The sequence below is a fragment of the Actinocrinis sp. genome, assembly GCF_035938995.1.
Classification (GTDB): Bacteria; Actinomycetota; Actinomycetes; order Streptomycetales; family Catenulisporaceae; genus DASZGI01.
Map to the genome: position 1 here is coordinate 32869 of NZ_DASZGI010000038.1, position 20569 is coordinate 53437.

Genomic DNA, 20569 nt, shown 5'->3' on the forward strand with positions numbered 1-20569 from the left:
GCAGCGCGCTGCGCTTTCCCGCCGGCATCCCGTAGGCACGAAAACGCTTTGCGGTCGGTTCACCGTTGTGTGACCCTGATCCGGCACGGCCGCACTGCGGCCCGGTCGATGGAGTGATCCGCCCCCCGTGCTGAGCTGAGGACCACGCCGGGCGTCCAGCCCTGACCTCGACTTCCGCGCCGTTCCGGCCCCGCTCCTCCGAGCAGGTGGTCGGCGTCGCGCCCGTCCTCGCATCCAAGCTCGCCCTTTCCGGCTTCGGATTCCCACGCATCCTCCGCATCGCCGGGGGAGTGCGACAAGGTCACGCTGCGCGTTCCGGCGTCCCGCCCCGCATCCACCACCGGCGAAGGACGCACCGTGCCCCGTACTTTTCTCAAAGCCCAGTCGCTCGCGCACCACTACGACGGCGAGACCCTCTTCGCGGGGGTGGATCTCGTCCTGAACCCCGGCGACCGCGTCGGCCTCGTCGGGCCGAACGGCGTCGGCAAGTCCACCCTCCTGGCCATCCTCGCCGGGCGCCTCAAGCCGGTTCCCCGGCGCGGTCCTGCTCGTCACCCACGACCGAGCGCTGCTCGACCGGGCGGTCACGCGGATCATCGAGCTCGACGGCATCCACGAGGAACCGCAGTACTACGAGGGCGGATACACCGCCTACCGCGAGGAGAAGGCGCACCGCTGGCGGACGCTGCTGCTCGACTTTGAGGCGCAGGAGAAATACCGCAGACGCCTGGAGGCCGACATCGAGCGGACGAAGGACCAGGCTGACAGCACCGAACAGGCGACCAGGAACGACAAACTGCGCCGCTACGCCAAGAAAGTCGCGAAGAAGGCCAAGGCGCGCGAGCGCCGGCTCGAACGGCAGATCCAGTCGATCCGGTGGATCGAGCAGCGCGCGTTGGCCGACGAGGCCGACCCGGACGCAGGCGTCGCCGTCCGCGGTGAGGTCGGCATGCTGCCTCAGACCCATGACACGCTGCGCACCGGCACGACCGTGCTCGACTTCTTCCGTAGCCGCGTTCCCGTATACGCCGAGGACGCCGAGCGGCTCCTCGACGCCCATCTGTTCGGGCCGCACCAGTGGACTGCACGGCTGAGCGACCTCTCCGACGGCGAGCTGCGCAGACTGTTGCTGGCCGTCCTGGTCAACAGCCCGCAGCGGATCCTCGCTCTCGACGAGCCGACCAATTACCTCGACTTCGACGCGCTCGACGTGATCGAGGAAGCGCTGCGGGCCTATCGCGGCACGCTGCTGATGGTCACGCACGATCGCTACTTTGCCGAGCGCATCGGGATCTCCCGGCACTGGAGGTTCACCGGCGGCCGAGTCGTCGACGACTGTGTGATCGGTGCTGTGTAATCGGCGCCATGTGACCGGTGTTGTGTGACGGGCGCTGTGTGACCGGCTAGGTCCCCGGGCGCACCGGACTCCACGGCAGCGGTGAGGAGAGCACCATCGTCGACGACGGCTGGCCGTGATCGGCGAGGCGGTCGATCAGCGCCTCGAATTCGGCCATCGACCCGACCGCGATCCGCAGCAGGCAGCAGGCGTCCCCGGTCAGCCGGTGCACCTCCAGGATCTCGGGGCTGCGCTCGATCGTCTCGGGGTGGCGCAGCAGGCAGCGCGGGCCGTAGCAGGCCATCCGCACAAGCGCGGCGACGGTACGTCCGGCGCGCACGGGGTCGACGTGCGCGTGGTACCCGGTGATCACGCCGGCCGCTTCGAGCCGCCGCACTCGCTCGGCAACGGCCGGCGCAGAGAGGTTGACCCGCCGCGCCAGCTCGTTGAAGGACAGCCGCGCGTCCTGCTGCAACTCGTCGAGCAGCCGCCAGTCGATCTCATCTGGAAAGTCCAACCTGACTGACACCTTGCAATCGTAAATCGAAAATGGCCGCGACGCCCACAACGGCCATTCCGCGTCTTCGCTCGCCGTAGTTCCATGGAGAGGTGTCAGTGAAGACCGCACCCGTACATCTGTCCGCTGAGTCGTGTCCCCGTGTCGCTGAGAACGGGGCCAACGAGTACGAGGACTATGCCGAGCTGCGCGCCCTGCTCCAGCTGCAGAACCCCCGAACCGACGCCCCCGCCGAGCTCTCGTTCCTGATCGTCACGCAGGTGATGGAGCTCTACTTCACCCTGCTGCGCCACGAGTGGGAGCGGGCGCGCGCCGCGATCCTGGACGGCGACGTCCGCACGGCGGTGCGCACGCTCCGGCGCGGCCACGGCGCCCAGGACGCGCTGACCGGCGCCTGGGAAGCGCTGCGCACCCTCACCCCAGCCGAGTTCGACGCGTTCCGCGAGTCGTTCGGCATCGCGTCCGGCGTCCAGTCCGTGCAGTACCGGCACCTCGAGTTCCTGCTCGGCGCCCGCCACCCGCACGCGCTTGCCGTCCACGAGCGGACCCCCGACCGCCAGGCCGAACTGCGGGCGCAGGCCGAGGCGCCGTCGCTCTACGACGCGGCGCTCCGGCTCCTGCACGCCCGGGGTTTCGCGATCCCGAGCGAGCTGCTGCACCGCGATCACGTGATCCAGTACGTGGGCGACGATCGGGCGGTGGCCGCGTGGCAGGCTGTCTACGAATCCGAGGCCGGACACGCCGATCTGGTGGACCTCGCCGACGCGCTGTTCGACACGGCGGAGCGGCAGGTGCGCTGGAAGCAGCGTCACCTGCTCATCGTGTGGCGCGCGATGGGCGACAAGCCCGGCTCGGCCGGCACCTCGGGCGCCCAGTGGCTGGAGCGCGGAGTGCACCGCAAGTACTTCCCCGACCTGTGGACGCTGCGCGACGGCTTCGCCGCGTGACCGTTTACGGGGTGAGCGCGTGCACGTTGAACATGATGAACAGGGGGAGCGCGGCGAGGATCAGCAGGGCCGCCCCGGCGATCTGCTCGACCGTCCCGTAGGCGATGTTCGGCTCGTCGCAGGTGCGGATGTGCGGGACCGGGCCCTCGGCGACCAGGACGTCGAGCACGTCGCCGACCTTGTAGCGGTCCTCGGGGGTGCGCGCGAGCACGATGGTCTCGCGCCGCAGCGCCTTGTCCCACTTGAACTCGACCACGATGCGCGCGGCGTCGAGCGGGAACGACTGCCCGGCCGGGTGCTGGGGCACCACCTCGATGATGTGCGCGACGGCGGTCGTGCCCTCGGACAGAAGCCGCCGGGACCTGGTCACCTGGAGACGGCACAAAAGCGTCCCCCCGATCGCGCTGGTGATGCTGAATCCAACGGCGATGGCAAACGCGACGACATGACCCGCCGCCACGGTCGGCCTCCCGGAACAGCGAGCTAAAGGGGGCTGGAACACCGAGAATTCGGCGTCTAGAACGACAGGTTAGCGCTCCGCGGGCCCTACCACACACGCATCATGTGTTTTACAGCGAAGTCTTATCTGCCGGTCAGGATCCCCGCTCCAGGCGCGCGCCAGGTGCACCCGGAGCGGGGCCGGCGCAGTCCCGGCGCATCCCGTGGAGTGGGGCGGGAGCGCGGGCCGCGCGTCGAGGCCGACCAGGCTCGGACGAGCGCGGCCTCGCCGTCAAGGGTAGCCGTCGCGGCGGCCGCTACGGCGGGGATGTGGGGCGCTCCCGGACTGTTTTGCAATCCCGCCATGGAAGTTTTGCCGTTCTCTGTTGCCGTCATGCCCCGCGCTGGCCGGGGCCGGTGGGTGCTACCTTTGCGCTATGCGGATGGCTGTTCAGCATCAGGGTTGGTGGCGCCCCTAACCGGGCGGCACCTGATCATCCGCGTATTCCCATCTACCGCGGCCGCCCGAAGCCGGGCGGCCGATTCGCGTTCGCGTGCCTCGGCGCCCGGCCGGGCGGCCATGACCTGAAGAGGGCCGACCGATGCCGCGACGACTGACTGGATTCACCCCCTCGGGCGAGCTGCACCTGGGCAACTATCTCGGCGCGATCCGACCGATCCTGGCCGGTCAGGATCGCGCCGTTCGCTCCGGCCGAGACGCCGGACCAAGCGACACCGTGGTGTTCATCTCCGACCTGCACGCGCTGACCCTGGACCATGATCCGCAGCAGGTTCGGCGACGCACACTCGAATTCGCCGCGCTGCTGCTCGCCGCCGGTGCGGACCCGGACCGGTGCCTGTTCCTCGTTCAGTCGCACGTGCCGGAACACGCCGAGCTTCACTACCTGCTGGAATGCGTCGCCGGTTACGGCGAAGCGCAACGCATGATCCAGTTCAAGGAGAAAGCGCGCCGCCAGGAACAGGTCCGCGTGTCCTTGCTCACTTATCCGATCTTGATGGCCGCCGACATCCTGCTCTACGACACCGACGAGGTGCCGGTGGGCGAGGACCAGCGCCAACACGTGGAGCTCGCCCGGGACGTGGCTTCGCGGTTCAACGCGCGCTACGGGCAGACGTTCACTGTGCCGCGAGCCGTCAACCCGCCGGTCGCCGCGCGCATCATGGACCTGACGACGCCGAACGTCAAGATGAGCAAATCAGCCTCCTCCGCTGCCGGTGCGCTGCGGTTGCTGGACGAGCCCGACGCGTTGCGGCGCAAGGTCATGCGGGCGGTCACCGACACCGGCGGCGACGTCGTCTACGACGTCGAAGGCAGGCCAGGCGTGTCCAACCTGCTTGACATCCTGGCCGCCTGCACTGAGCAGCAACCGGCACAGCTGGCTGACGAATTCAACCGCTACAGCGACCTCAAGCAGGCGACCGCTGACGCCGTTGTCGCGACCCTGGCCCCGGTGCGCGAGCGCTATCTCGACATCGTGGCCAAGCCGGACTACATCCGAGAGGTCCTACGCGACGGCGCCGCGCGGGCCCGCACATACGCTGGAGAGAAGCTGAAGGCCGCGAAATCGGCATTAGGACTGCTGCCGGTATGAACCCGGTCGGTCACGGTTTCACAGGTAGGCAGGCGAGGATCACGACCGCCTCGACGAACAGGGAGGCGAGTCCGAGCGGCTCGAGCCAGTTGCCGATGTCGACGGAGGAGGCGGGCAGTCCGGTGGTGCGGCTCAAGACATAGCCGACCATCGCAGCCGCCGCGAGCAGCGCCGCGGCCGCGTGCAGCAGATCGTGGTCGCGCCGCATCAGCAGCTGCGCGATGACGATGCTGGAGGCAATCAGGGCGATGTACAGGCCGCCCAGGTACGGCGTCTCGCGCAGCTTACTCTGCAGGTCCAGCAGATGGATGAGGGCGAGGGCGAGCAGCCCGAGCACGATCACGGTGCGGCGCACCGCCTCGTACCCTGCGGTTGGTGCGGTCGCGACGTCGCGGCCGGAAGTCGTGATTGCCATCGCGGAATGTCTCCTCGGTTGCGCCATGAGCCCGACAGATGAACCAGGTGAACGAGGGAACGCGGGACAACGCCCGCTGCCGACGCGCGCGGATCCTGCGCGCTCCGGCGAATGTGCGCGGCACACCGAGGAAACGGGTACAGGCCGCACGTGGTTCACCCGTGGCGGTCGGCTCGAAACGCCGTGACCCGCTCGAGGTCGGGAAAGAGAGCGCCCCGGCTCAGCGTGGGGGTAGCGAGCCGGGGCGGTGCCGGGGGATGTGGCCTCCCGGCGTGACCAGGTGGGGGGATACCTGATCGGCAACAGTGTGCCACGCCTTTCGTATGGCGTCGGTAAAAACCGTGTCCCAACCGGGTGGCGAATCCGGCGATCCTCGCGCGGACGCCCTTTTCCGGTCAAGGATTCCCGGTCTGAGCGCCTGTCCTGGCGTCTGACGAGCCGTCGACTACGGCAGCCGCCAGTCGACCGGCTCGCCGCCGATCTGCCCGAGCAGTGCGTTGGCCCGGCTGAACGGGCGGGAGCCGAAGAATCCCCGGTCGGCCGACATCGGGCTGGGGTGCGCGGACTCGACGCAAGGCACCGACGGGCCGAGCATCGGCTTCAGGTCGCGCGCGTCGCGGCCCCACAGGATCGCCACCAGCGGGGTCCCCCGGTCGGCCAGCGCCGTGATCGCCTGCGCCGTCACCGCCTCCCAGCCCTTGCCCCGGTGCGCCCCCGGCTTGCCGGGCGCCGTCGTCAGGGCCCTGTTGAGCAGCAGCACCCCGCGCTCGCTCCACGGCGACAGGTCGCCGGTGGACGGGGGCGGGAAACCGAGGTCCTGGCCGTACTCCCGGAAGATGTTCACCAGGCTCCCGGGCAGCGGACGCACGTTCGGCGCGACCGAGAAACTGAGGCCCACCGCGTGTCCCGGCGTCGGGTAAGGGTCCTGACCGACGATCAGGACCCTGACCGCGTCGAAGGGTTGCTGGAACGCTCGCAGCACATTCGGCCCGGCCGGCAGGTACGTGCGGCCCTCGGCCACCTCCGCCCGCAGGAAGTCGCCCATCGCGGCGATCCGGTCCGCCACCGGCTCCAGGGCCTTGGCCCACCCGGCTTCCATGATCTCGTTCAAGGGTCGTCCGGCCATGGGGCATCACTGTACCCGCACCGGACCGGGCTCTGGGCCGCGTCTACGCGATCCGCGGTCGCGGCCAAGTGCCCAGCCCGGCCGGGTTCCCCCGGGAATCAGAACACGTCGAGGTCCGCCGCGGCGGGCGATCTCGCGCCGCCGCGGCGGACCTCGGCCAATCGAATCAGACCTCGGTGCCGGCGTCGCCGGGCGCTGCGTCTTCGGGTGTTGCGTCGCCGGGCTCGTCCGCCGCCAGGATCTTGTACAGCGCCTGGCGGGCCTTCACCAGCACGGCGCGAGCCTCCTCGCGCTGCGCGGCCGAACCCACCTGGGACACCTGCTTGTAGGCCAGGAAGAGCTGGCCGATCAGCTCGCGGTGCCGGGCGAACTCCTCGAACCGGCCGCCTGGTCCGCCGACGGCGTCCTCCCAGATCCGGGAGAGTTGGTCGGCGTGCCGCTCGGCGTACTCGCGGCCCGCGTCGGTCAGCGTGAACAGCTTGCGGCCGCCCTCGCCGACCGGCTCGATCAGACCCTCGTCCTCGAGCTGCGCCAGGGCCGGGTACACCGAGCCGGAACTGGCCCGCCACATCCCGTCCGTGCGCTGCTCGATCTCCTGGATGATCTGGTAGCCGTTGCGGGGCTCCTCGGCGAGCAGCGCGACGATCGCCGCGCGCACGTCGCCCCGTCCCGCCCGGCCGCGTCCACGGCCGCGCGGGCCGAAGCCCGGTCCGGGGAAGAACTCGGGGCCCGGGCCGCCGAAACCGAATGGTCCGAAGGACCCCTCCGAGCCGAACGGTCCGCGCCGGAAGCCGCGGCCGTGGCCATGGTGCTCGTGCGGGCCCTCGTGTGGCTCGCCGCCCCGTTCCCAGCGGTTGCGCCGCTCGTCGCGGTCGCCCTCGTGGCCGCCGCGCTGGCGCTTGCCGCGCTCGGGGCCACCCTTAGAAAGGTCAGAGTAAGTCATGATGATCTCCCTCGTGTATCGAGAACCGTTCTCGATGTCTCAACGATATATCGCTAACTGTCGGAACGCAAGTACCCCGTACGCCGTGGTCCCGATACCGTGGTGCGCGTGACCGTCCTCGACCCGCGGAGCCCGGCAACGGCCCCCGGCCCGCACATACGCACGTTCCACCCGAGACGCGGGCGGATCGGGGCGGCCCGCGCCGACGCGCTGGCCAGGCTGTGGCCGCGGTGGGGATACGACATCGACCCGGCGGGCACCGCCTTCGACGCGGAAGCGCTGTTCGGCCGCGTGGCGCCGCTCGTCCTGGAGATCGGCTGCGGGATGGGGGAGGCCACCGCGGCGATGGCCGCCAACGACCCGGGCCGCGACTACCTCGCCGCCGACGTGCACACCCCCGGCCTGGCCAACCTGTTGGCCCTGGCGGAGCGCGAAGGTCTCGGCAACGTGCGCGCGGCCCGCGGCGACGCCGTCGAACTGCTGCGCGATCTGATGAAGCCGGACTCGCTCGACGCGGTCCACGTCTTCTTCCCGGACCCGTGGCCCAAGGCCCGGCACCACAAGCGGCGGATCATCCGGCCGGACGTCGTCGCGCTGATCCGCGAACGGCTGCGGCTCGGGGGAGTGCTGCACTGCGCCACCGACTGGGCGCCCTACGCCGACGACATGATCAGGGTGCTGCGCTCAGACCCCGGCCTGCGTGACCTGCACGCCGGTTTCGCCCCGCGGCCGCCGCACCGCCCGGTCACCAAGTTCGAGCGGCGCGCCCTCGCGGCCGGCCGGGGCATCTTCGACCTCGTCTTCGAACGGCGCTAAGGCGCCGGGCCAGCCCCTCCCCCTCAGTACGCCGGACTAGTCAACGCCTCCGCCAGCTGCACCCGCACCTCGCACACCGCGGGCTTATTGGACCAGCGCGCCAGCGTGCGCACCAATCGGCCGAGGTCGGTTCGGACGGTGGCCGAGTCCACCGCGACCGCCGCGTCCACAACGTCGGAAGCGAGCCGGCAGGCGCTCTCCACGTCCCCCGCCGCCGCCTGGGACAGCGCCAGCCGGGCACCGAAGCGGGCAAAGGTGCGACCTGAGGAGCGCGGAATGCGGGCGAGCTGCGGATCGAGGATCTCGGCCGCCGCCGACGAACGGCCCAGATCGTGGTAACACCAGCCGCGGATCGCTTCCGCGAAGTCAGGCGTATGCGTCGGACCCAACGTCAGCTCGCCCGGGGCCTCGGCGTCCGCCGCTCGCATGAGCTCTGTTCCCTGGTCGAGTGAGCGTTCGCAGGAGGCTCGGTCGCCGGCCAGGGCGTGGCCCTGCGCCTCCTGCAACGCGGCCAGCGCGCGAATCCGCGGGCTGACCATCCCGCAGTCCTGCGCTCGCCGCGCCAGCGCGATGGTCTGCGGGGCGTCGTCGCGGTACGACGCGATCACGGCGCGGCGGACGAGGGCGTTGGCGGCCATCTCCCGATCACCGGTCGCCTCGGCCATCTCCACCGCCCGGTCGGTCCACCAGAGCGCTGCCCGTGCGTCGTCGCATTCCTGGGCGAGCCAACCCACGAACTCGGCATGGCGCGCGGCGAGCAGCAGGATCCGGTCCCGGCGACCGCCGGCTGCGGTGGCCAGTCCGCGCAGCACACAGAACTGCGCGACGACCATCGGCAGCACGACGGCTGGGCTCGTCGTCTGGCCCATTCGACGCAGGTGGCCGAATGCGGACACGTACGAGTCCAGCGGCTGGCGCGCCGCCGCGGCCGCCGCGCGCGGTCCAGGTGTGGCGACCATCGCCCCGAGCAGCGAAGCGCCGCCTGCCGCAAGGGCCTGGCGCCGGCTGAGCACCGTGAGCCGGAATGTGCCGTCGTCGGCCAACTGCATGTCCCACACCTGACCTTCCTCATCCATGGGCACCGCATCTACGGGCACTGCGTCGCCGGTCGGCCGGTCGGCGGACCGCGGGCGCGTTGCCGGCACGAGCGCAGCGAGCGCGCCATCAGCCTCCAGCGCCGCGTCGCAGTACCGCGCGACCTCCGCGGTGGGCGGTTTGACGCCGGACTCGATCCGGCTCAGATAGCCCTTGCTGTAATGCACCCGCACGGCCAGCTGCGCGAGCGAGACGCCCGCCGCGCCGCGCCGGCGCCGCAGTTCGACACCGAAGGATGTTCCCGGTCCGGTCATGGCAGCCCTCGTGTTTCCCGTTGACCGTCCGGGAAGGCGGCGGTCAACCCCCTCCGCGCGGCCCGGACGGGACGCACGCTGATGTTGGTGGCGCAGTGCGAGCGACGCGCGGTGATCGCAGCAGCGCTCTGATGCGGCGAACGGTGTGCGGACGGCGCGTGATCGACAAGCTTCGAGCACGTCAGTCCTTGACTGATCCCGTGCGCTGTACACGGTGTCCGATTTCAACGCCGTGTCCGATTTCGACGTTACCGCTGGTCGGACCTACGGCCCAGAGGCTGAGGGCTAAGGCTTAAGGGTTAGGGAGGTGTTGAGGGCGTGGGCAACCCGCCCGCTTCACGCGGAACGCATCTGGCGGCTGTTCCAACACCGACGTACGAGAAAACAAGCGCGAGCCCAGAAGCGTCGACATGGAACGCGAAGCCTGATAACTCACCCAGCGGACCAAGGGGCAGAGCCGCACGCATCATCCGCCGTGTCACCCTAGGGCGCTTGGCCGTGCTCGTCCCATGCCTGGTCGCGATGGCCTGGGTGGTGCGCGACAGCCAGATCGACGGCTACGTCGGCCTGCCGGTCAACACGCTCGGCCAGATCGTCGGAGACCTGCTCCTCGCCGTGATCGCCGGCCCCGTAGCAGTCGGGTACCACCTAGCACAGCACACCCGCCCCCACCCGATCGGCGACCTCCCGACCCGAATCGCGAGCGCAAAGCACCGCATCCAGCTGCTCGACGCTACCGGCTGCCTGCTCTCCTGGAGCAACGTCCCCGTCCGCGGCACCTCCCGCACCGAGCGAGAATGCACGCGCGACCGAATCATCGGCGCGCTCCGCGAAGCACTCGAACGCGACGTGGCGATAGAGATCCTGATGCCCGATCCGGGAATCGCCCAGCCCAGAGTCCTGCGCGCCCTCGGATTCACCGCGGCCGCGCACCGAGAGCTGTCGGAGACCGCACGAGCAGAGCTGGAAGCGCTCTACGACGCGGTGCCCCACGGACGCCTCGACATCCGCACCAGCCAACGATGGCCAACCCTGGCCCTGGTCCGCTGCGACGCCCGGATGTGGGTCACCCTCCCCTCAGACGGGATGCCGGGCTCATCCCCGCTCTATCTCGAATTCGGCGCCCGCTCGCACAACGCCCGGGCACTCGCGGCGCACTTCAACGAGCTGTACCGATCAACCGGACAATTGCGCTGATCAGGTGTGCTCCATCGGGAGGAAATCGAAGGCGCCCCTGCGGACAAGCGACGTCGCCCGTTCGGGCAGTCTTTCGCCGGACGTCGGCCGAACTCAGCCAGCTGGCCTGCGGAAGCTCGACGTGGCGGCAGTGTGAACGTAGTCTGATGTACACCCGACCGGTGACCCGCATCCCAGGCCGACTTCAGCCGGACGCGATTTGAGGACTGCACAATGCCGTAATCTTTTGCGCCAATGCAGACTCGGGAACGCGACTCGCCGACGGTCGGCGGCTGGTGGGCATCCGGAGAGGGTGACGGTGATCCGACGAATCAGCGTCCGGGGGGGCGCGCGGCAGTCAGTGCGGCAGTTAGCCGTTGAGGAATCCGGATCGCCTCACGGCGCCGTGGTGTTTCTTCTGCACGGCACGCCCGGCGGGAGACGAGGGCCGAAACCCCGGGCCATCCACCTGCACCGCCAGAACATCCGCCTGATCAGTTACGACCGACCCGGCTATGGGGAATCCGACCGCGATCACGGACGCCGGGTGGTGGATGCGGCGGACGACGTTGAGGCGATCGCCGACGCGCTGGGCATCGATCGGTTCGCCGTCATCGGCCGTTCGGGGGGCGGACCCCACGCGCTGGCCTGCGCGGCGAAACTGGTCCCGCGGGTGACCGCTGCGGCCGCCCTGGTGAGCCTCGCGCCGCGCGATCCGGTCAGCGAGCGGGAGGGGTTCGACTGGTTCGCCGGGATGACCGCTGACAACCGGCGAGCCTACCGGCTGGTCGAAACGCACCCGGAGCGCCTCGACGGGCTCCGGGAGGAGCGATCGGGCGCCGTCGGTTCCGACACGGCCGCGCTGCTTCCCATCCTCGACGAGGGACTGCACGCGTCCGACCGCCGGATCATCGGCGCGATCCGGTCGAAGTTCGACGAGACGTACCAGGCGGCCTTGAGCAGGACCGAGAACTGGTACGGCTGGCACGACGATCTGATCGCCCTCGGAGACCTCCACGGCTGGGGGTTCGACGTCCGGGAGATCAAGATCCCCGTTCTGCTGTGGCACGGAGCCGAAGATCATTTCACGCCGGTGTCGCACTCGCGATGGCTCGCCGAGCACATCCCCACCGCCGTCACCTCCATCGAGACCGGCGCCTCGCACTTCTCGGCGGTGGAGAGGCTGCCCGAACTGCTCCCGCGGGTGCTCGCGCTGGCCGACTCCGCGGTCTTGTCCCGCTGAGTGGTCAGCGCGGCCCACGTCATGGGCCGCGCCAAACCGTACCGCCTCAGATCTCGCGCGGTTCGAGGATCCGTTCCGCGTGCTTGCCGCGCCGCATCTCGTGGACGTCGGGATGGTTCTCCCCGAGGAATTCGGCCAGCGAGCGGATACCTTCCTGTACCAGGCCCGCGGCTTCTCCCTCCCGATCGAGCCTGGCGAGGTCGAGCCCGAGGTTGACCCGACAGCGCAGGCTGTCCGGGTGGTCCGGCCCGAGCCGGGTGACGAGGACGTCGAGGGTCTCGCGGTTGAGGTCGGCCGCTGCCCGGTGGTCTCCGGCGTCGGCGAAGCCGTTCGCCAGATTCATGGCCGCCGCCCGGGTGTGCGGATGCTCGTCTCCCAGCGCGAGGCGCAGTCCGTCGAACGCCCGCTGCGCGCATTCGCGCGCTTCGTCGAACTTCTGGTCCCTGCGCAGGTACACGGCGAGGTTGTTGACACACGCGAGGGTGTAGGGGTGTGCCGCGCCACCTTCGCGTTCGATGACCTGGAGCGCCGTCGACAGCGTCTTGAGGGCGCCGGCGTGATCGCCCGACGCGCTGAGCACGGCGGCGTAGTTCACCTTGCAGATCACGAAATACGGATTCGACTCCGAGTGGTAAAGGCTGTCGTAGCCGTCCAGTGCCTTCTCGATGAGGGTCTTGGCCTCGGCGACGCGACCGAGCGCCAGCTGTGAGACGGACAGGTTCATCGTCGCGTTCAACGTGTCGGGCGCGACTTCGCCCACGGTGTCGGCGAAGTCGCGCTGCGCCGCTTCGAGCCGGGTGATCGACAGCTGATACTCGCCGATCTCTCGCAGGTCGCGGCCGAGCAGGGCCTGGGAGAGCAGCGTCCACTTGTGGCGCTCGCCGAGTTCGGTGCGGCGCGCCGCCAGGGTCTGCTGGTCGAGTTCGAGCGCCTTGGCGTAGTCGCCCAGCAGCCGGTGGTCCACCGCCAGGTTGTTCGCGATCGAGAGGACGCGCGGGTGCGTGGAGCCGAACCGATCCTCGAAGCTGGCGTAGGTCGCGCGATCCATTTCGAGGGCCTTCTGGTACTCACCGAACGCCCGCAGATCCGCGGCGAGAACGCTCGCCGCCATGAGCGTGTGCGGATCATTCGGCCCGAGCAGGGCGCGGCGCTCCGCCAGCGTGGCCTCGTCGAGCTCGCGAGCCGCCCTGAAGGAGCCTTCCGACCTGAGGATGTTCGCGAGGTTGTAGCGCAGCCGCAACTGTCGGAGGCGCAGGGGACGGATGTCCGCACCGCCGTCGAGTCCTTCGTGGATCCGGGCCTCCCAGATCTTGTCGACCGCCCGGCCGAAGACCCGTCCGTTCGCCAGTTCGCCGTTCTGCCACAGATAGCGGACCCGGTCCACGAGCACTTCCCACGCCTTCGGCTCGGCGGAGTGGATCATGTCGGTCGGATCCAGGTGGGGCCAGATCTGGTCATAGCGCGGCCATTGCTTCGGATCGTCGACCGCCGCCTCGTCGGTGGGGCGCGCGGCGGCGAGCACCCGGTGCGCGTCCCTGCGCACCGCGTCAAGCTGTTCGATCGTCAACCGGTCCCGCACCACGGCTTGAAGGAGCCGGTGCACGTGGATCGACTGGCGCGCCTCGTCGTTCTTGATCAGGGCGAGCCGGCCCAGCTCCCGGATCAGCCCGTGGCGGTAGAGCGAGTCGCTGAGGGTCTCGTCCAGGTCCGCCAGCACGGCGGCCATCTCATCGCTGACGACGAGCTGCTTGGCGATCTCCGAGTCGAAGACAGAGCAGAGCTCGAAGAGCCTGGCGGCGGCGGGTGAACGCTCCCGAAGCCGTTCGAGGGCCAACGACCACACCCGCAGCACGCTCTCCGGGTAGTCCGAGGGCCCGGTCTCTGAGAGAACCTTGCTCGGCTGCTGGAGCAGCAGGTCGAGATAGGCGTCGACCGGCGTGCCGGTCTCGGCGATCCAGGCGCCGGCTCCCGCCACCGCCAGCGGCAGGTCGCCGAGTGCTTTGGCGAGGCGGTTCGCGTCCTGCGCGCTCATCTCGTGCACCCGGTGTCGCAGGTGGCTGATGCTCTCCTCGCGGTCGAACACGTCGACGTCGAGCGCGTTGGCCACGTCGTTCCACGCCCGCTCGCGGGAGGTGATCAGCACGTGCCCGGTACCGCGCGGGAGGAACTTCTCCAGATCCTGCGGCTTGACCGCGTTGTCGAAGATCAGAAGCCAGCGGTTGTGTGGCCGCCCTGCCTGCAGCGCCTCCACCACGCCCTCGAAGTTGTCGGGCGGCTCGAGACGCAGCCCGAGTCGGTCTGCGAGGCGGAGCAGCGCGGTGTCGATGAACGAGGGCTGCTGCGCGTTGATCCACCAGACCACGTCGTAGTCGGCGCGGAACCGATAGGCGTACTCAACGGCGACCTGTGTCTTGCCGACGCCACCCATCCCGTGTAAAGCCACCGGCAACAACACCGATGTGCCGCTGGACCTCAGCTTCTCTCTCAGCTGTTCGATGTCGTCATCGCGTCCGGTGAAGTTGGCATTGCGGCCCGGCACATTCCAGATCTTCGGAGACTGCGCGGGGAAGCGCGCCTGAAGCCGCAGCGGCCGGTCCTTGGGCCACTGAGGCGGTTGTCCCAGCGCCCGGAGCACCTCGTTGGCGGCGTCGGCCTCGGTCAGCCCCCGGAGCGTGGCCGAGGGTGCGCTCGTGAAAGGCTCGTCGGGTCGCACGTCCCCGACGAACAGTCCGAGGAAAGTGGCGTCGCCGGGAAGTTCGGCGAGAGCGCGCGCATTGCGCGCGAACTCCATGGCGCCTCGGGATTCGACATAGTCGTTGGACACCACGGCCACCGTCGCCTTCCCGGCCGAGGGCTGCGCCGGTCCGTCCGCGGCGTTGACCGTGTGCACTTCGAATCTGGCCTGGCGCAGCACGGCGGCAATCCACTCGCCCCACATCACGTTCTCGGGCACGTATGCGACTGTGGCTTGCTGGTGCGGCTCGATGCGCTGGGAGAACTCGCTGAGGACCCGCTTGCGCTCCTCTTCCGGGATCTCCGGGAGTGATGTCACCTTTCCCGCGGTCAGTTGCGCGGTGAGCTGCTCGAATGCAGACAGGAGGGAAAAGCGCTGCCCTGGCGGATCACCGAAGACGGCCAGCACCTCTTCGTATGCGTAGAACGGGCGGTACGGGATTTCGACCGCGCTCCAGTAGGCCGGCCGGTCTGCGTCGCCGATGTGTTCCGGCATCCGGTCGAACCGCCTGCGCGCGACCTGTCGCCTGAGGTCGGCCTTCTGCTTCTCCGACTCGTCCACGCGCATCGGGACCGGGAAGATCTTCACCTTGTCCGGGTGCCTTAAATTGATCGCCCGGGCGACCTCCGCGGCCCCGTCTATGCTCTGGCCGCTCAACGTGAAGCAGTCGACGAGCACGTCAGGCAGATGGACGGTGCAGATGTCGGCCACGTCGCTGAGTCCGGTACGGCTGTCGATCAGGACGTAGTCGTACTCGGCCTTCATGTCCTCCCGCAGCGCGTTGAAGAAGTCGTTTCCGCCCAGCCGGGAGTAGAAGTCCTCCCAGTCCAGCGACGTGACCGATTCGACGTAGTCCTGGTTCTGCAGGCCGGCCGGCAGGAAGTCGAGCGACCCTCCCCGCGGGAACGGCCACCTGACCGATACCGCGTTCCGGCTGGCCCGGGCGAAATGCCGATGCCAGTCCTGAGGGCGCGAGTTCAGCTTGGCCGCTTCGAGCTCGTACTCCCGGATGAGCTCGACCACCCCGGACGCGGCGGCCATCGTCCGTACGTCGAGGAAGGGGAGGAAGAACCGCTGGAGCCCGGGTGCCTCCAGATCCCAGTCGGCGGCCAGCACCTTGTAGCCGTTCGAGGCCAGGATCCACGCGACGTTCGCCAGCGCCATCGTGCGTCCGGTTCCACCCTTGTACGAGTAGAACGTGATGATCGTGCCGCCGCGTGACTCAGTCATCGGATGTCCTTGTCGCCGGGTCCGGAGTCCGGACCCATGATCGTGGGGCGGGCCGACGGGTCTCTCGGCTCCGGGTAGACACGCCCATACCGTAGGTACCTGCGCGAGGCGTCGGTGACCAGAATCGGGAAGAGCTTGCTGAAATCCTCCAGGGAGGTGATGCCGTCGACGGCGCGATGGGCGGCCTCGCCCCTCGACGTGGCTCCCGCGGCCGCGAGCTCGGCGGCGACGGCGGACAGCGGTTGGCCGAGCCGCTCGGAGATCGGCTCGGCCTCGCCGGTCACGAAGACCGGCAGCGCCCATTTCGGAAGCCGGCTGATCGCGCCCTCGAGTCGGGTCCGGCCCTCGGCCGTGCTGGCCAGCCAGGGGTCGATCAGCAGGACGCCCGGTGCTTCGACGAAGGGATCCCCCTTGTCGCCAAGCGAGGAGATCCTGCTGATGAAGCCGAACCGGGCGGCGATCGCGGCGGCGTCCTGGGCGAGCGTGAGCTCCTCGCGCACCCCGAACGGCCGCCAGTGCGCCGGCGTCGGGCCATAGGCCGGGCGGCCGCCCGCCTCCGCTGCCGCCACGTCCGGCGCGGCGATGACGATGGCGAACGCGGGCCCGTCGCTGTCCTGCGGGAAGTCCAGCTCGCGGTCCTCGACCGGGGCGGTGATCCCAGGACCGACCCGGCGCTGCTCCGCGATTGCCACCACGCACTTGGCGACCTCGGCGACCACCTTCTGGTAGTCCGCCCGGTGCCGGGTGAGGTTGTACATGGTCTGCAGACCGTCCTCCGCGTAGTTGCCGATCGCGAGATGAGCGGCCGGTACGTCTACGCCGGTCGGGTAGTTGTATCCGGGAGGCAGGGGAGTCCAGCACACCGGCACGACATGCCGTCCCGGGTCGGCGACGCCCTGGGCGAGCAGGCGGCGGAAGAATACGGTCCACTCTCGGCCGGCGGACACGCTCTTGAAATAGCGTGGGGAATACAGCGGTACCAGCACCTCGGCCCGCCCCAGAGCCGTGCGGACCCGGGCTTCCCGGTCGAGGCCCACGGCGAGGAAGCGGTCGCAGAAGCCGATGCCGAGTTCGGGGAGGCCACGCGCCTCCGTCACCGCTTCGGACAGGTCCCGGAAGAAGTCGTCGACGACGGCGTCGGCGTCCGGGTCGCTCTCCCTCCGCGGCGGTGGCGTGCTGGCATAGCTGAGAAAGAAATACCCCCCGTGCTCGGCGCCGAAGCTGTCGTCCCCGCGAGTGGGATTTCCGGTCATGGCACCTCCTCCTGGAACACATTGCGTAGCTTGCGGTCATCGAGCTCACGGGATTCGACCCGGCAGGCGTAGAAGGTGTTCGCGATGCGCCGAGCCAGCCGCCAGACGACCTCCTTGTACGCCTCTTCTTTGCTGGTCGCCAGCAGGCCGTGGACACCGCGCTCGAGGTACTGCGGCTCCGGAAAGCCGGGACCCGGGGTGAATCGCTGAATCCGGTCGGCGACCTTCGGCACCCAGCCGCTGTAATTGGGCGCCCACACCACCGGGATGATCGCGGAGTCGAATCTCATGGTCCCCTGATTCGACCGAACGATGGCGCGTCCGCTGAATCCGTGCCATTCCTTGCCGCAGAACTCGCTCTCGAAATACGGCGCCGACGTGAGTGCGACGAACACCTGGCACCGGCCGAGAGCGTCCATCAGGCTCGGCGCCCACCGGTCGCCACCGCGCATCCCGCGGTCGATGAATCCGTATTCGGCTCCGGGCCGCCGCGCCACCAGCGGATTGAGTTGGTCGATCAGGTCGTTGAACAGTCTGAGCACGAATTCGTCGGTGTCGCGGGCCTCTGCCAGGTCGGAGCCCTCGCCCCGGTGGTAGCTGAGGAAGAAGATCGGCGCGAGCGGATCGCCGTCCCCCAGTACCGCAGCGGGCATGCCCCAGCCTCCCCTGACCGTCGCCCCTGAATAAGAACGAGAATACGTCGCGCGGCGCCGTTTGGTAGCCGTTTGGACGGTGTTGCGGCGCCGCGTGGATCTGGCGGACGGGGACCTGTCGCCGAGGTCACGGACTCGGCATCCGACTCAGCGAGTCACCCGCCCGCTCGACGAGCAGGCGCCCCTCCTCGGTGAGCTTCCCCGAGCCGAGCAGCGTCGCGATGGCGTTCCCGGTGTGCACCCGCCATGTGGCGAACTTGTCACGTGCTGCGTCCAAGCCCGCTCCGGCAGGCCGGATTCGCGTCTGGACGTGCCAGTACTCCGTCACCGCGATGTGCGCGAGGGTGCCGTGAAGGAACTGGCGCAGCGGACGCTTCTCGTCACGCCAGGGCGCGTAGTAGAGCGTCCGGTCCCGTCTGTCGTAGAGCTCTATGAAATCCAGCAGTCCATTGAGCTTGATGTGCTGCAACTCGTGGACCAGGAGCAGCGCGAGGGTGTCCGGGGTGTCGGGGCGCGCGATTCCGGCCGAGCCGAACACATTCCACGTGCTGGCGCTGCGCGCGCGTCCGTCGGGATCGGCAGACAGCGGCACGATCGTGCGCAGCAGGGCTCGGAGGCTCGCGGCATGGTGGGGGAGGTGCTCGTCGAGAAACGCGACCGACTCGGCGAATGCGGAACGCCAGGCGACCACCTCGTCCGGCTCAAGGCGGCCCGCAGCCGGCCATCCGTAACAGTCGCGGTAGGGATCGGAGTCGTCGAGTGTCATCGAGACGCCCTCTGCCTCCAGCCGAGGCAGTGGTCGCCAGTTCCGATCAACCCGATCCGGTGCAGCCAGGTCGACCTCGTATACGCGGCCGTCGTCGGCCTCGACGACGAGTCCGTCCAGAGCGGTTGTCACGACGGCTGATGTCGCTGCGGGGGCACTCAGGGTTCCGACACTGGGGAAGTAGAATTCCCCGTCCCGGGGCCGCATCGTCAGCTGTTCGGTCAGGCCCCCGTACGCCGCGGCGCTGATCGCCATCGCTTCGAGCGGCCCCCAGTCCTGATCCCGCTTCGCGGCGTCAGCGGCGGGGAGGCCGGCGGCCCAGACGCGCAGATGCGGATGGTAGAACACCCGCGAGACAGCGTGCGCAGATCGTTCCTCGATCCGGACGAGTGCATCCCAGGCCCGCTCGGCCGCCGGTTCGCGGGGCGCGGCAGCCTGGGCCGCCTGGGCGACGACGACTCGGTTGATCCAGTTCTGGAGAGCCGCGAGCGACTCAAGGCTCTCGGGCGCATCGATACCCTCGATCATGTCGCGCGCGAACCCTTCCGGCACACCGTCCGGGAGGGCTGGCCCGAACGTGGGAACACTCTCCTCACGACCGGGTATCTTCTCCACCAACGTCCGCAAGTCCTCGCAATACACGGACGGATTGTCGAATCCGTTCTGCTGGCTGTATCGGTGCGGGTAAAAGCCGCCGCGGCACCGGCGCACCACCGGACAGGCCCGGCACGTGCCGGACAGGCCCTCAATCCCCGAACTGCGCGCGGCGAAACCCGCATGGCCTGTCGCGGTGTCGACCGTGTGCTCGAACACGTTGAAACCGGTCTCGGGTGCGCCCGGATACGCGATTTTGAGCGAGTCGACCTGCTCGTACGTTCCGTCGGTCTCGATGACCACGAGGTCGACGACCTCCGCGCCCAAAGCCTCAGTCAGGCTTCGGCCGCCGTGCGCCGTGTGCTCCAACGAGGTGAACATGCGGATGGGGACCGGGCGCCCGTCTGCGAGCCAGCGCTCGTAGACCGCGACCAGCCAGTCCCCGTACTCGGCCGGTTTGTCCTGGTACCTGGCGGGCGGGCTGGTCCACGTCGCATGGGGGAGGAGAAAGTCCAATTCGGGAGGTTCCTCCCGTAACAGCATCTCGTAGACTGATATCGGGTCATTGCGCACATCGATCGTGCACAGGATTCCGGCGTAGAGATGGCGGTACTCCTGCTTGCGAAGCAGACTCAGGCCGTTGAGCACGTGGTCGTGGCTGCTGCGGCCGTTCGCGAATCTGCGGTGCAGGTCGTTCGCCCGACGGCCGCCGTCCAGCGAAACGCCGACCTTGACCCCGTGCCGGTCGAAAACCTCACAGAACTCTGCTGAGAGCTGCACGCCGTTCGTGTGCAGGCGTAAGTCGATCTCGGCGGCCGGGGCGAGCACGGTGCGCAGGATGCGCAAGGTCTCGTCCATCCGACGGGGTCCGAGGAGCAGTGGCTCGCCGCCATGGAGGATCACCCGCACGCCGGACAGCCCGTGGCGCTTCGCGTGCTCGGCGATCCGCTCCGCGGCACGGGCCACGGTCTGCCCGGCCATCGCCACCGGTCGGTCACGCCAGCTCTGATCTGCGTGTTCGTAGACATAGCAGTGATCGCACGCGAGATCGCACCTGCTGTGGACCTTGACGACGAACTGCGTGATCGCGAAATCTGGGAGGGCGTGCTCGGCGATCAGGCGGCCGGGCGGGGCCGACACCGTCGTTTCTACAGGGACGCGTTGAATGCGGCGACCAGAACGGCAGGCGCGTTCTCGTCCGGCACGACCCACCGCTTCGCCAGCGCGTTGAGATCGGTGCGGGCGGCGATGTCCTGCAGGCGATGCTCGTGTCGTAGCAGTGCTTCGGCGGCGGTCCGGTTTGTGGGCGCGTCCGGCATTCTGCCCCTCCCGGGTAATCAGGTCGTGGGACGCGCCGACTGGGCGAGCCCGCCTACATCAGAACCGGTACTTACCTTCCATCCTAAGTCAACAGATGCGG

At 69.1% G+C, this 20569-nt stretch carries 18 protein-coding genes and 1 pseudogene; 7 read left to right on the top strand and 12 right to left on the bottom strand.

Features of this window, described 5'->3' with window-relative positions; translation table 11 throughout:
- Positions 1-426: 426 nt before the first annotated feature.
- A pseudogene (locus VGZ32_RS02465) lies at positions 427-480 on the top strand (hypothetical protein); the annotation flags it as partial.
- A 40-nt stretch (positions 481-520) separates the two neighbouring features.
- Here the strand turns inward: VGZ32_RS02465 and VGZ32_RS02470 are convergent.
- The gene (locus VGZ32_RS02470; protein WP_326884167.1) at positions 521-967 is read right to left on the bottom strand and encodes a hypothetical protein; all 447 of its coding nucleotides are present in this window, start codon (positions 965-967) and stop codon (positions 521-523) included.
- On the opposite strand from VGZ32_RS02470, the gene VGZ32_RS02475 reads away from it, so the two are divergent.
- Positions 950-1357, top strand: coding sequence for an AAA family ATPase (locus VGZ32_RS02475; RefSeq protein WP_326884166.1), 408 nt, complete (start codon positions 950-952; stop codon positions 1355-1357). The two genes, VGZ32_RS02470 and VGZ32_RS02475, sit on opposite strands and share 18 nt — an antisense overlap.
- A gap of 46 nt (positions 1358-1403) precedes the next feature.
- Here the strand turns inward: VGZ32_RS02475 and VGZ32_RS02480 are convergent, their stop codons facing one another.
- Positions 1404-1853, bottom strand: coding sequence for an Lrp/AsnC family transcriptional regulator (locus tag VGZ32_RS02480; RefSeq protein WP_326884125.1), 450 nt, complete (start codon positions 1851-1853; stop codon positions 1404-1406).
- A 98-nt stretch (positions 1854-1951) separates the two neighbouring features.
- Here VGZ32_RS02480 and VGZ32_RS02485 point away from each other — a divergent pair, with 98 nt between their 5' ends.
- On the top strand, positions 1952-2800 hold the full coding sequence (locus VGZ32_RS02485) for a tryptophan 2,3-dioxygenase (protein ID WP_326884126.1): 849 nt from the start codon (positions 1952-1954) through the stop codon (positions 2798-2800).
- A 4-nt stretch (positions 2801-2804) separates the two neighbouring features.
- Here the strand turns inward: VGZ32_RS02485 and VGZ32_RS02490 are convergent, their stop codons facing one another.
- The gene (locus VGZ32_RS02490; protein ID WP_326884128.1) at positions 2805-3260 is read right to left on the bottom strand and encodes a hypothetical protein; all 456 of its coding nucleotides are present in this window, start codon (positions 3258-3260) and stop codon (positions 2805-2807) included.
- Positions 3261-3840: 580 nt separating this feature from the next.
- Here VGZ32_RS02490 and trpS point away from each other — a divergent pair.
- The gene (gene trpS, locus VGZ32_RS02495) at positions 3841-4851 is read left to right on the top strand and encodes a tryptophan--tRNA ligase (RefSeq protein WP_326884130.1); all 1011 of its coding nucleotides are present in this window, start codon (positions 3841-3843) and stop codon (positions 4849-4851) included.
- Positions 4852-4861: 10 nt separating this feature from the next.
- Here trpS and VGZ32_RS02500 read toward each other — a convergent pair whose 3' ends face one another.
- From VGZ32_RS02500 to VGZ32_RS02510, 3 genes are all read right to left on the bottom strand, one after another.
- Positions 4862-5266 (bottom strand): hypothetical protein, encoded by a 405-nt coding sequence (locus tag VGZ32_RS02500; RefSeq protein WP_326884131.1) that lies wholly within the window; start codon positions 5264-5266, stop codon positions 4862-4864.
- Between the two features lie 445 nt (positions 5267-5711).
- Positions 5712-6392 (bottom strand): uracil-DNA glycosylase, encoded by a 681-nt coding sequence (locus tag VGZ32_RS02505; protein ID WP_326884132.1) that lies wholly within the window; start codon positions 6390-6392, stop codon positions 5712-5714.
- 166 nt (positions 6393-6558) lie between these two features.
- The gene (locus tag VGZ32_RS02510) at positions 6559-7335 is read right to left on the bottom strand and encodes a PadR family transcriptional regulator (RefSeq protein WP_326884133.1); all 777 of its coding nucleotides are present in this window, start codon (positions 7333-7335) and stop codon (positions 6559-6561) included.
- Positions 7336-7443: 108 nt separating this feature from the next.
- On the opposite strand from VGZ32_RS02510, the gene trmB reads away from it, so the two are divergent.
- Positions 7444-8151 carry a tRNA (guanosine(46)-N7)-methyltransferase TrmB gene (trmB, locus tag VGZ32_RS02515; protein WP_326884134.1) on the top strand — a complete coding sequence of 236 codons (708 nt, stop codon included), beginning with the start codon at positions 7444-7446 and terminating at the stop codon, positions 8149-8151.
- Between the two features lie 23 nt (positions 8152-8174).
- Here trmB and VGZ32_RS02520 read toward each other — a convergent pair whose 3' ends face one another.
- The gene (locus VGZ32_RS02520) at positions 8175-9500 is read right to left on the bottom strand and encodes a helix-turn-helix transcriptional regulator (RefSeq protein WP_326884135.1); all 1326 of its coding nucleotides are present in this window, start codon (positions 9498-9500) and stop codon (positions 8175-8177) included.
- A gap of 492 nt (positions 9501-9992) precedes the next feature.
- On the opposite strand from VGZ32_RS02520, the gene VGZ32_RS02525 reads away from it, so the two are divergent.
- Together VGZ32_RS02525 and VGZ32_RS02530 are read left to right on the top strand one after the other, a co-directional pair.
- Entirely contained in the window at positions 9993-10697 is a 705-nt protein-coding gene (locus VGZ32_RS02525; protein ID WP_326884136.1) for a hypothetical protein, read from the top strand.
- A gap of 340 nt (positions 10698-11037) precedes the next feature.
- On the top strand, positions 11038-11919 hold the full coding sequence (locus VGZ32_RS02530; protein WP_326884137.1) for an alpha/beta fold hydrolase: 882 nt from the start codon (positions 11038-11040) through the stop codon (positions 11917-11919).
- 46 nt (positions 11920-11965) lie between these two features.
- Here the strand turns inward: VGZ32_RS02530 and fxsT are convergent, their stop codons facing one another.
- The 5 genes from fxsT to VGZ32_RS02555 all read right to left on the bottom strand — a co-directional run bounded on the left by fxsT (position 11966) and on the right by VGZ32_RS02555 (position 20468).
- A complete protein-coding gene (fxsT, locus tag VGZ32_RS02535) occupies positions 11966-15883 on the bottom strand; it encodes an FxSxx-COOH system tetratricopeptide repeat protein (protein WP_326884138.1) in 3918 nt (1305 codons plus the stop codon).
- Positions 15880-17136 (bottom strand): TIR-like protein FxsC, encoded by a 1257-nt coding sequence (locus VGZ32_RS02540; protein WP_326884139.1) that lies wholly within the window; start codon positions 17134-17136, stop codon positions 15880-15882. Before VGZ32_RS02540 ends, fxsT begins: the two co-directional genes overlap by 4 nt.
- On the bottom strand, positions 17133-17789 hold the full coding sequence (locus tag VGZ32_RS02545; protein WP_326884140.1) for a TIR-like protein FxsC: 657 nt from the start codon (positions 17787-17789) through the stop codon (positions 17133-17135). The genes VGZ32_RS02540 and VGZ32_RS02545 overlap by 4 nt, the downstream gene beginning before the upstream one ends.
- 127 nt (positions 17790-17916) lie before the next feature.
- Positions 17917-20289, bottom strand: coding sequence for an FxsB family cyclophane-forming radical SAM/SPASM peptide maturase (locus tag VGZ32_RS02550; RefSeq protein WP_326884141.1), 2373 nt, complete (start codon positions 20287-20289; stop codon positions 17917-17919).
- Positions 20290-20297: 8 nt separating this feature from the next.
- Entirely contained in the window at positions 20298-20468 is a 171-nt protein-coding gene (locus tag VGZ32_RS02555) for a hypothetical protein (RefSeq protein ID WP_326884142.1), read from the bottom strand.
- Positions 20469-20569: the final 101 nt, after the last annotated feature.

What these genes read in the sequence shown, in the direction of transcription:
- VGZ32_RS02555 (WP_326884142.1), bottom strand. Translation starts at nt 20,468, where the DNA reads ATGCCGGACGCGCCCACAAACCGGACCGCCGCCGAAGCACTGCTACGA.
- VGZ32_RS02520 (WP_326884135.1), bottom strand. Translation starts at nt 9,500, where the DNA reads ATGACCGGACCGGGAACATCCTTCGGTGTCGAACTGCGGCGCCGGCGC.
- fxsT (WP_326884138.1), bottom strand. Translation starts at nt 15,883, where the DNA reads ATGACTGAGTCACGCGGCGGCACGATCATCACGTTCTACTCGTACAAG.
- VGZ32_RS02470 (WP_326884167.1), bottom strand. Translation starts at nt 967, where the DNA reads ATGGGTCTGAGGCAGCATGCCGACCTCACCGCGGACGGCGACGCCTGC.
- VGZ32_RS02540 (WP_326884139.1), bottom strand. Translation starts at nt 17,136, where the DNA reads ATGACCGGAAATCCCACTCGCGGGGACGACAGCTTCGGCGCCGAGCAC.
- VGZ32_RS02500 (WP_326884131.1), bottom strand. Translation starts at nt 5,266, where the DNA reads ATGGCAATCACGACTTCCGGCCGCGACGTCGCGACCGCACCAACCGCA.
- trpS (WP_326884130.1), top strand. Translation starts at nt 3,841, where the DNA reads ATGCCGCGACGACTGACTGGATTCACCCCCTCGGGCGAGCTGCACCTG.
- VGZ32_RS02510 (WP_326884133.1), bottom strand. Translation starts at nt 7,335, where the DNA reads ATGACTTACTCTGACCTTTCTAAGGGTGGCCCCGAGCGCGGCAAGCGC.
- VGZ32_RS02545 (WP_326884140.1), bottom strand. Translation starts at nt 17,789, where the DNA reads ATGCCCGCTGCGGTACTGGGGGACGGCGATCCGCTCGCGCCGATCTTC.
- VGZ32_RS02475 (WP_326884166.1), top strand. Translation starts at nt 950, where the DNA reads ATGCTGCCTCAGACCCATGACACGCTGCGCACCGGCACGACCGTGCTC.
- VGZ32_RS02505 (WP_326884132.1), bottom strand. Translation starts at nt 6,392, where the DNA reads ATGGCCGGACGACCCTTGAACGAGATCATGGAAGCCGGGTGGGCCAAG.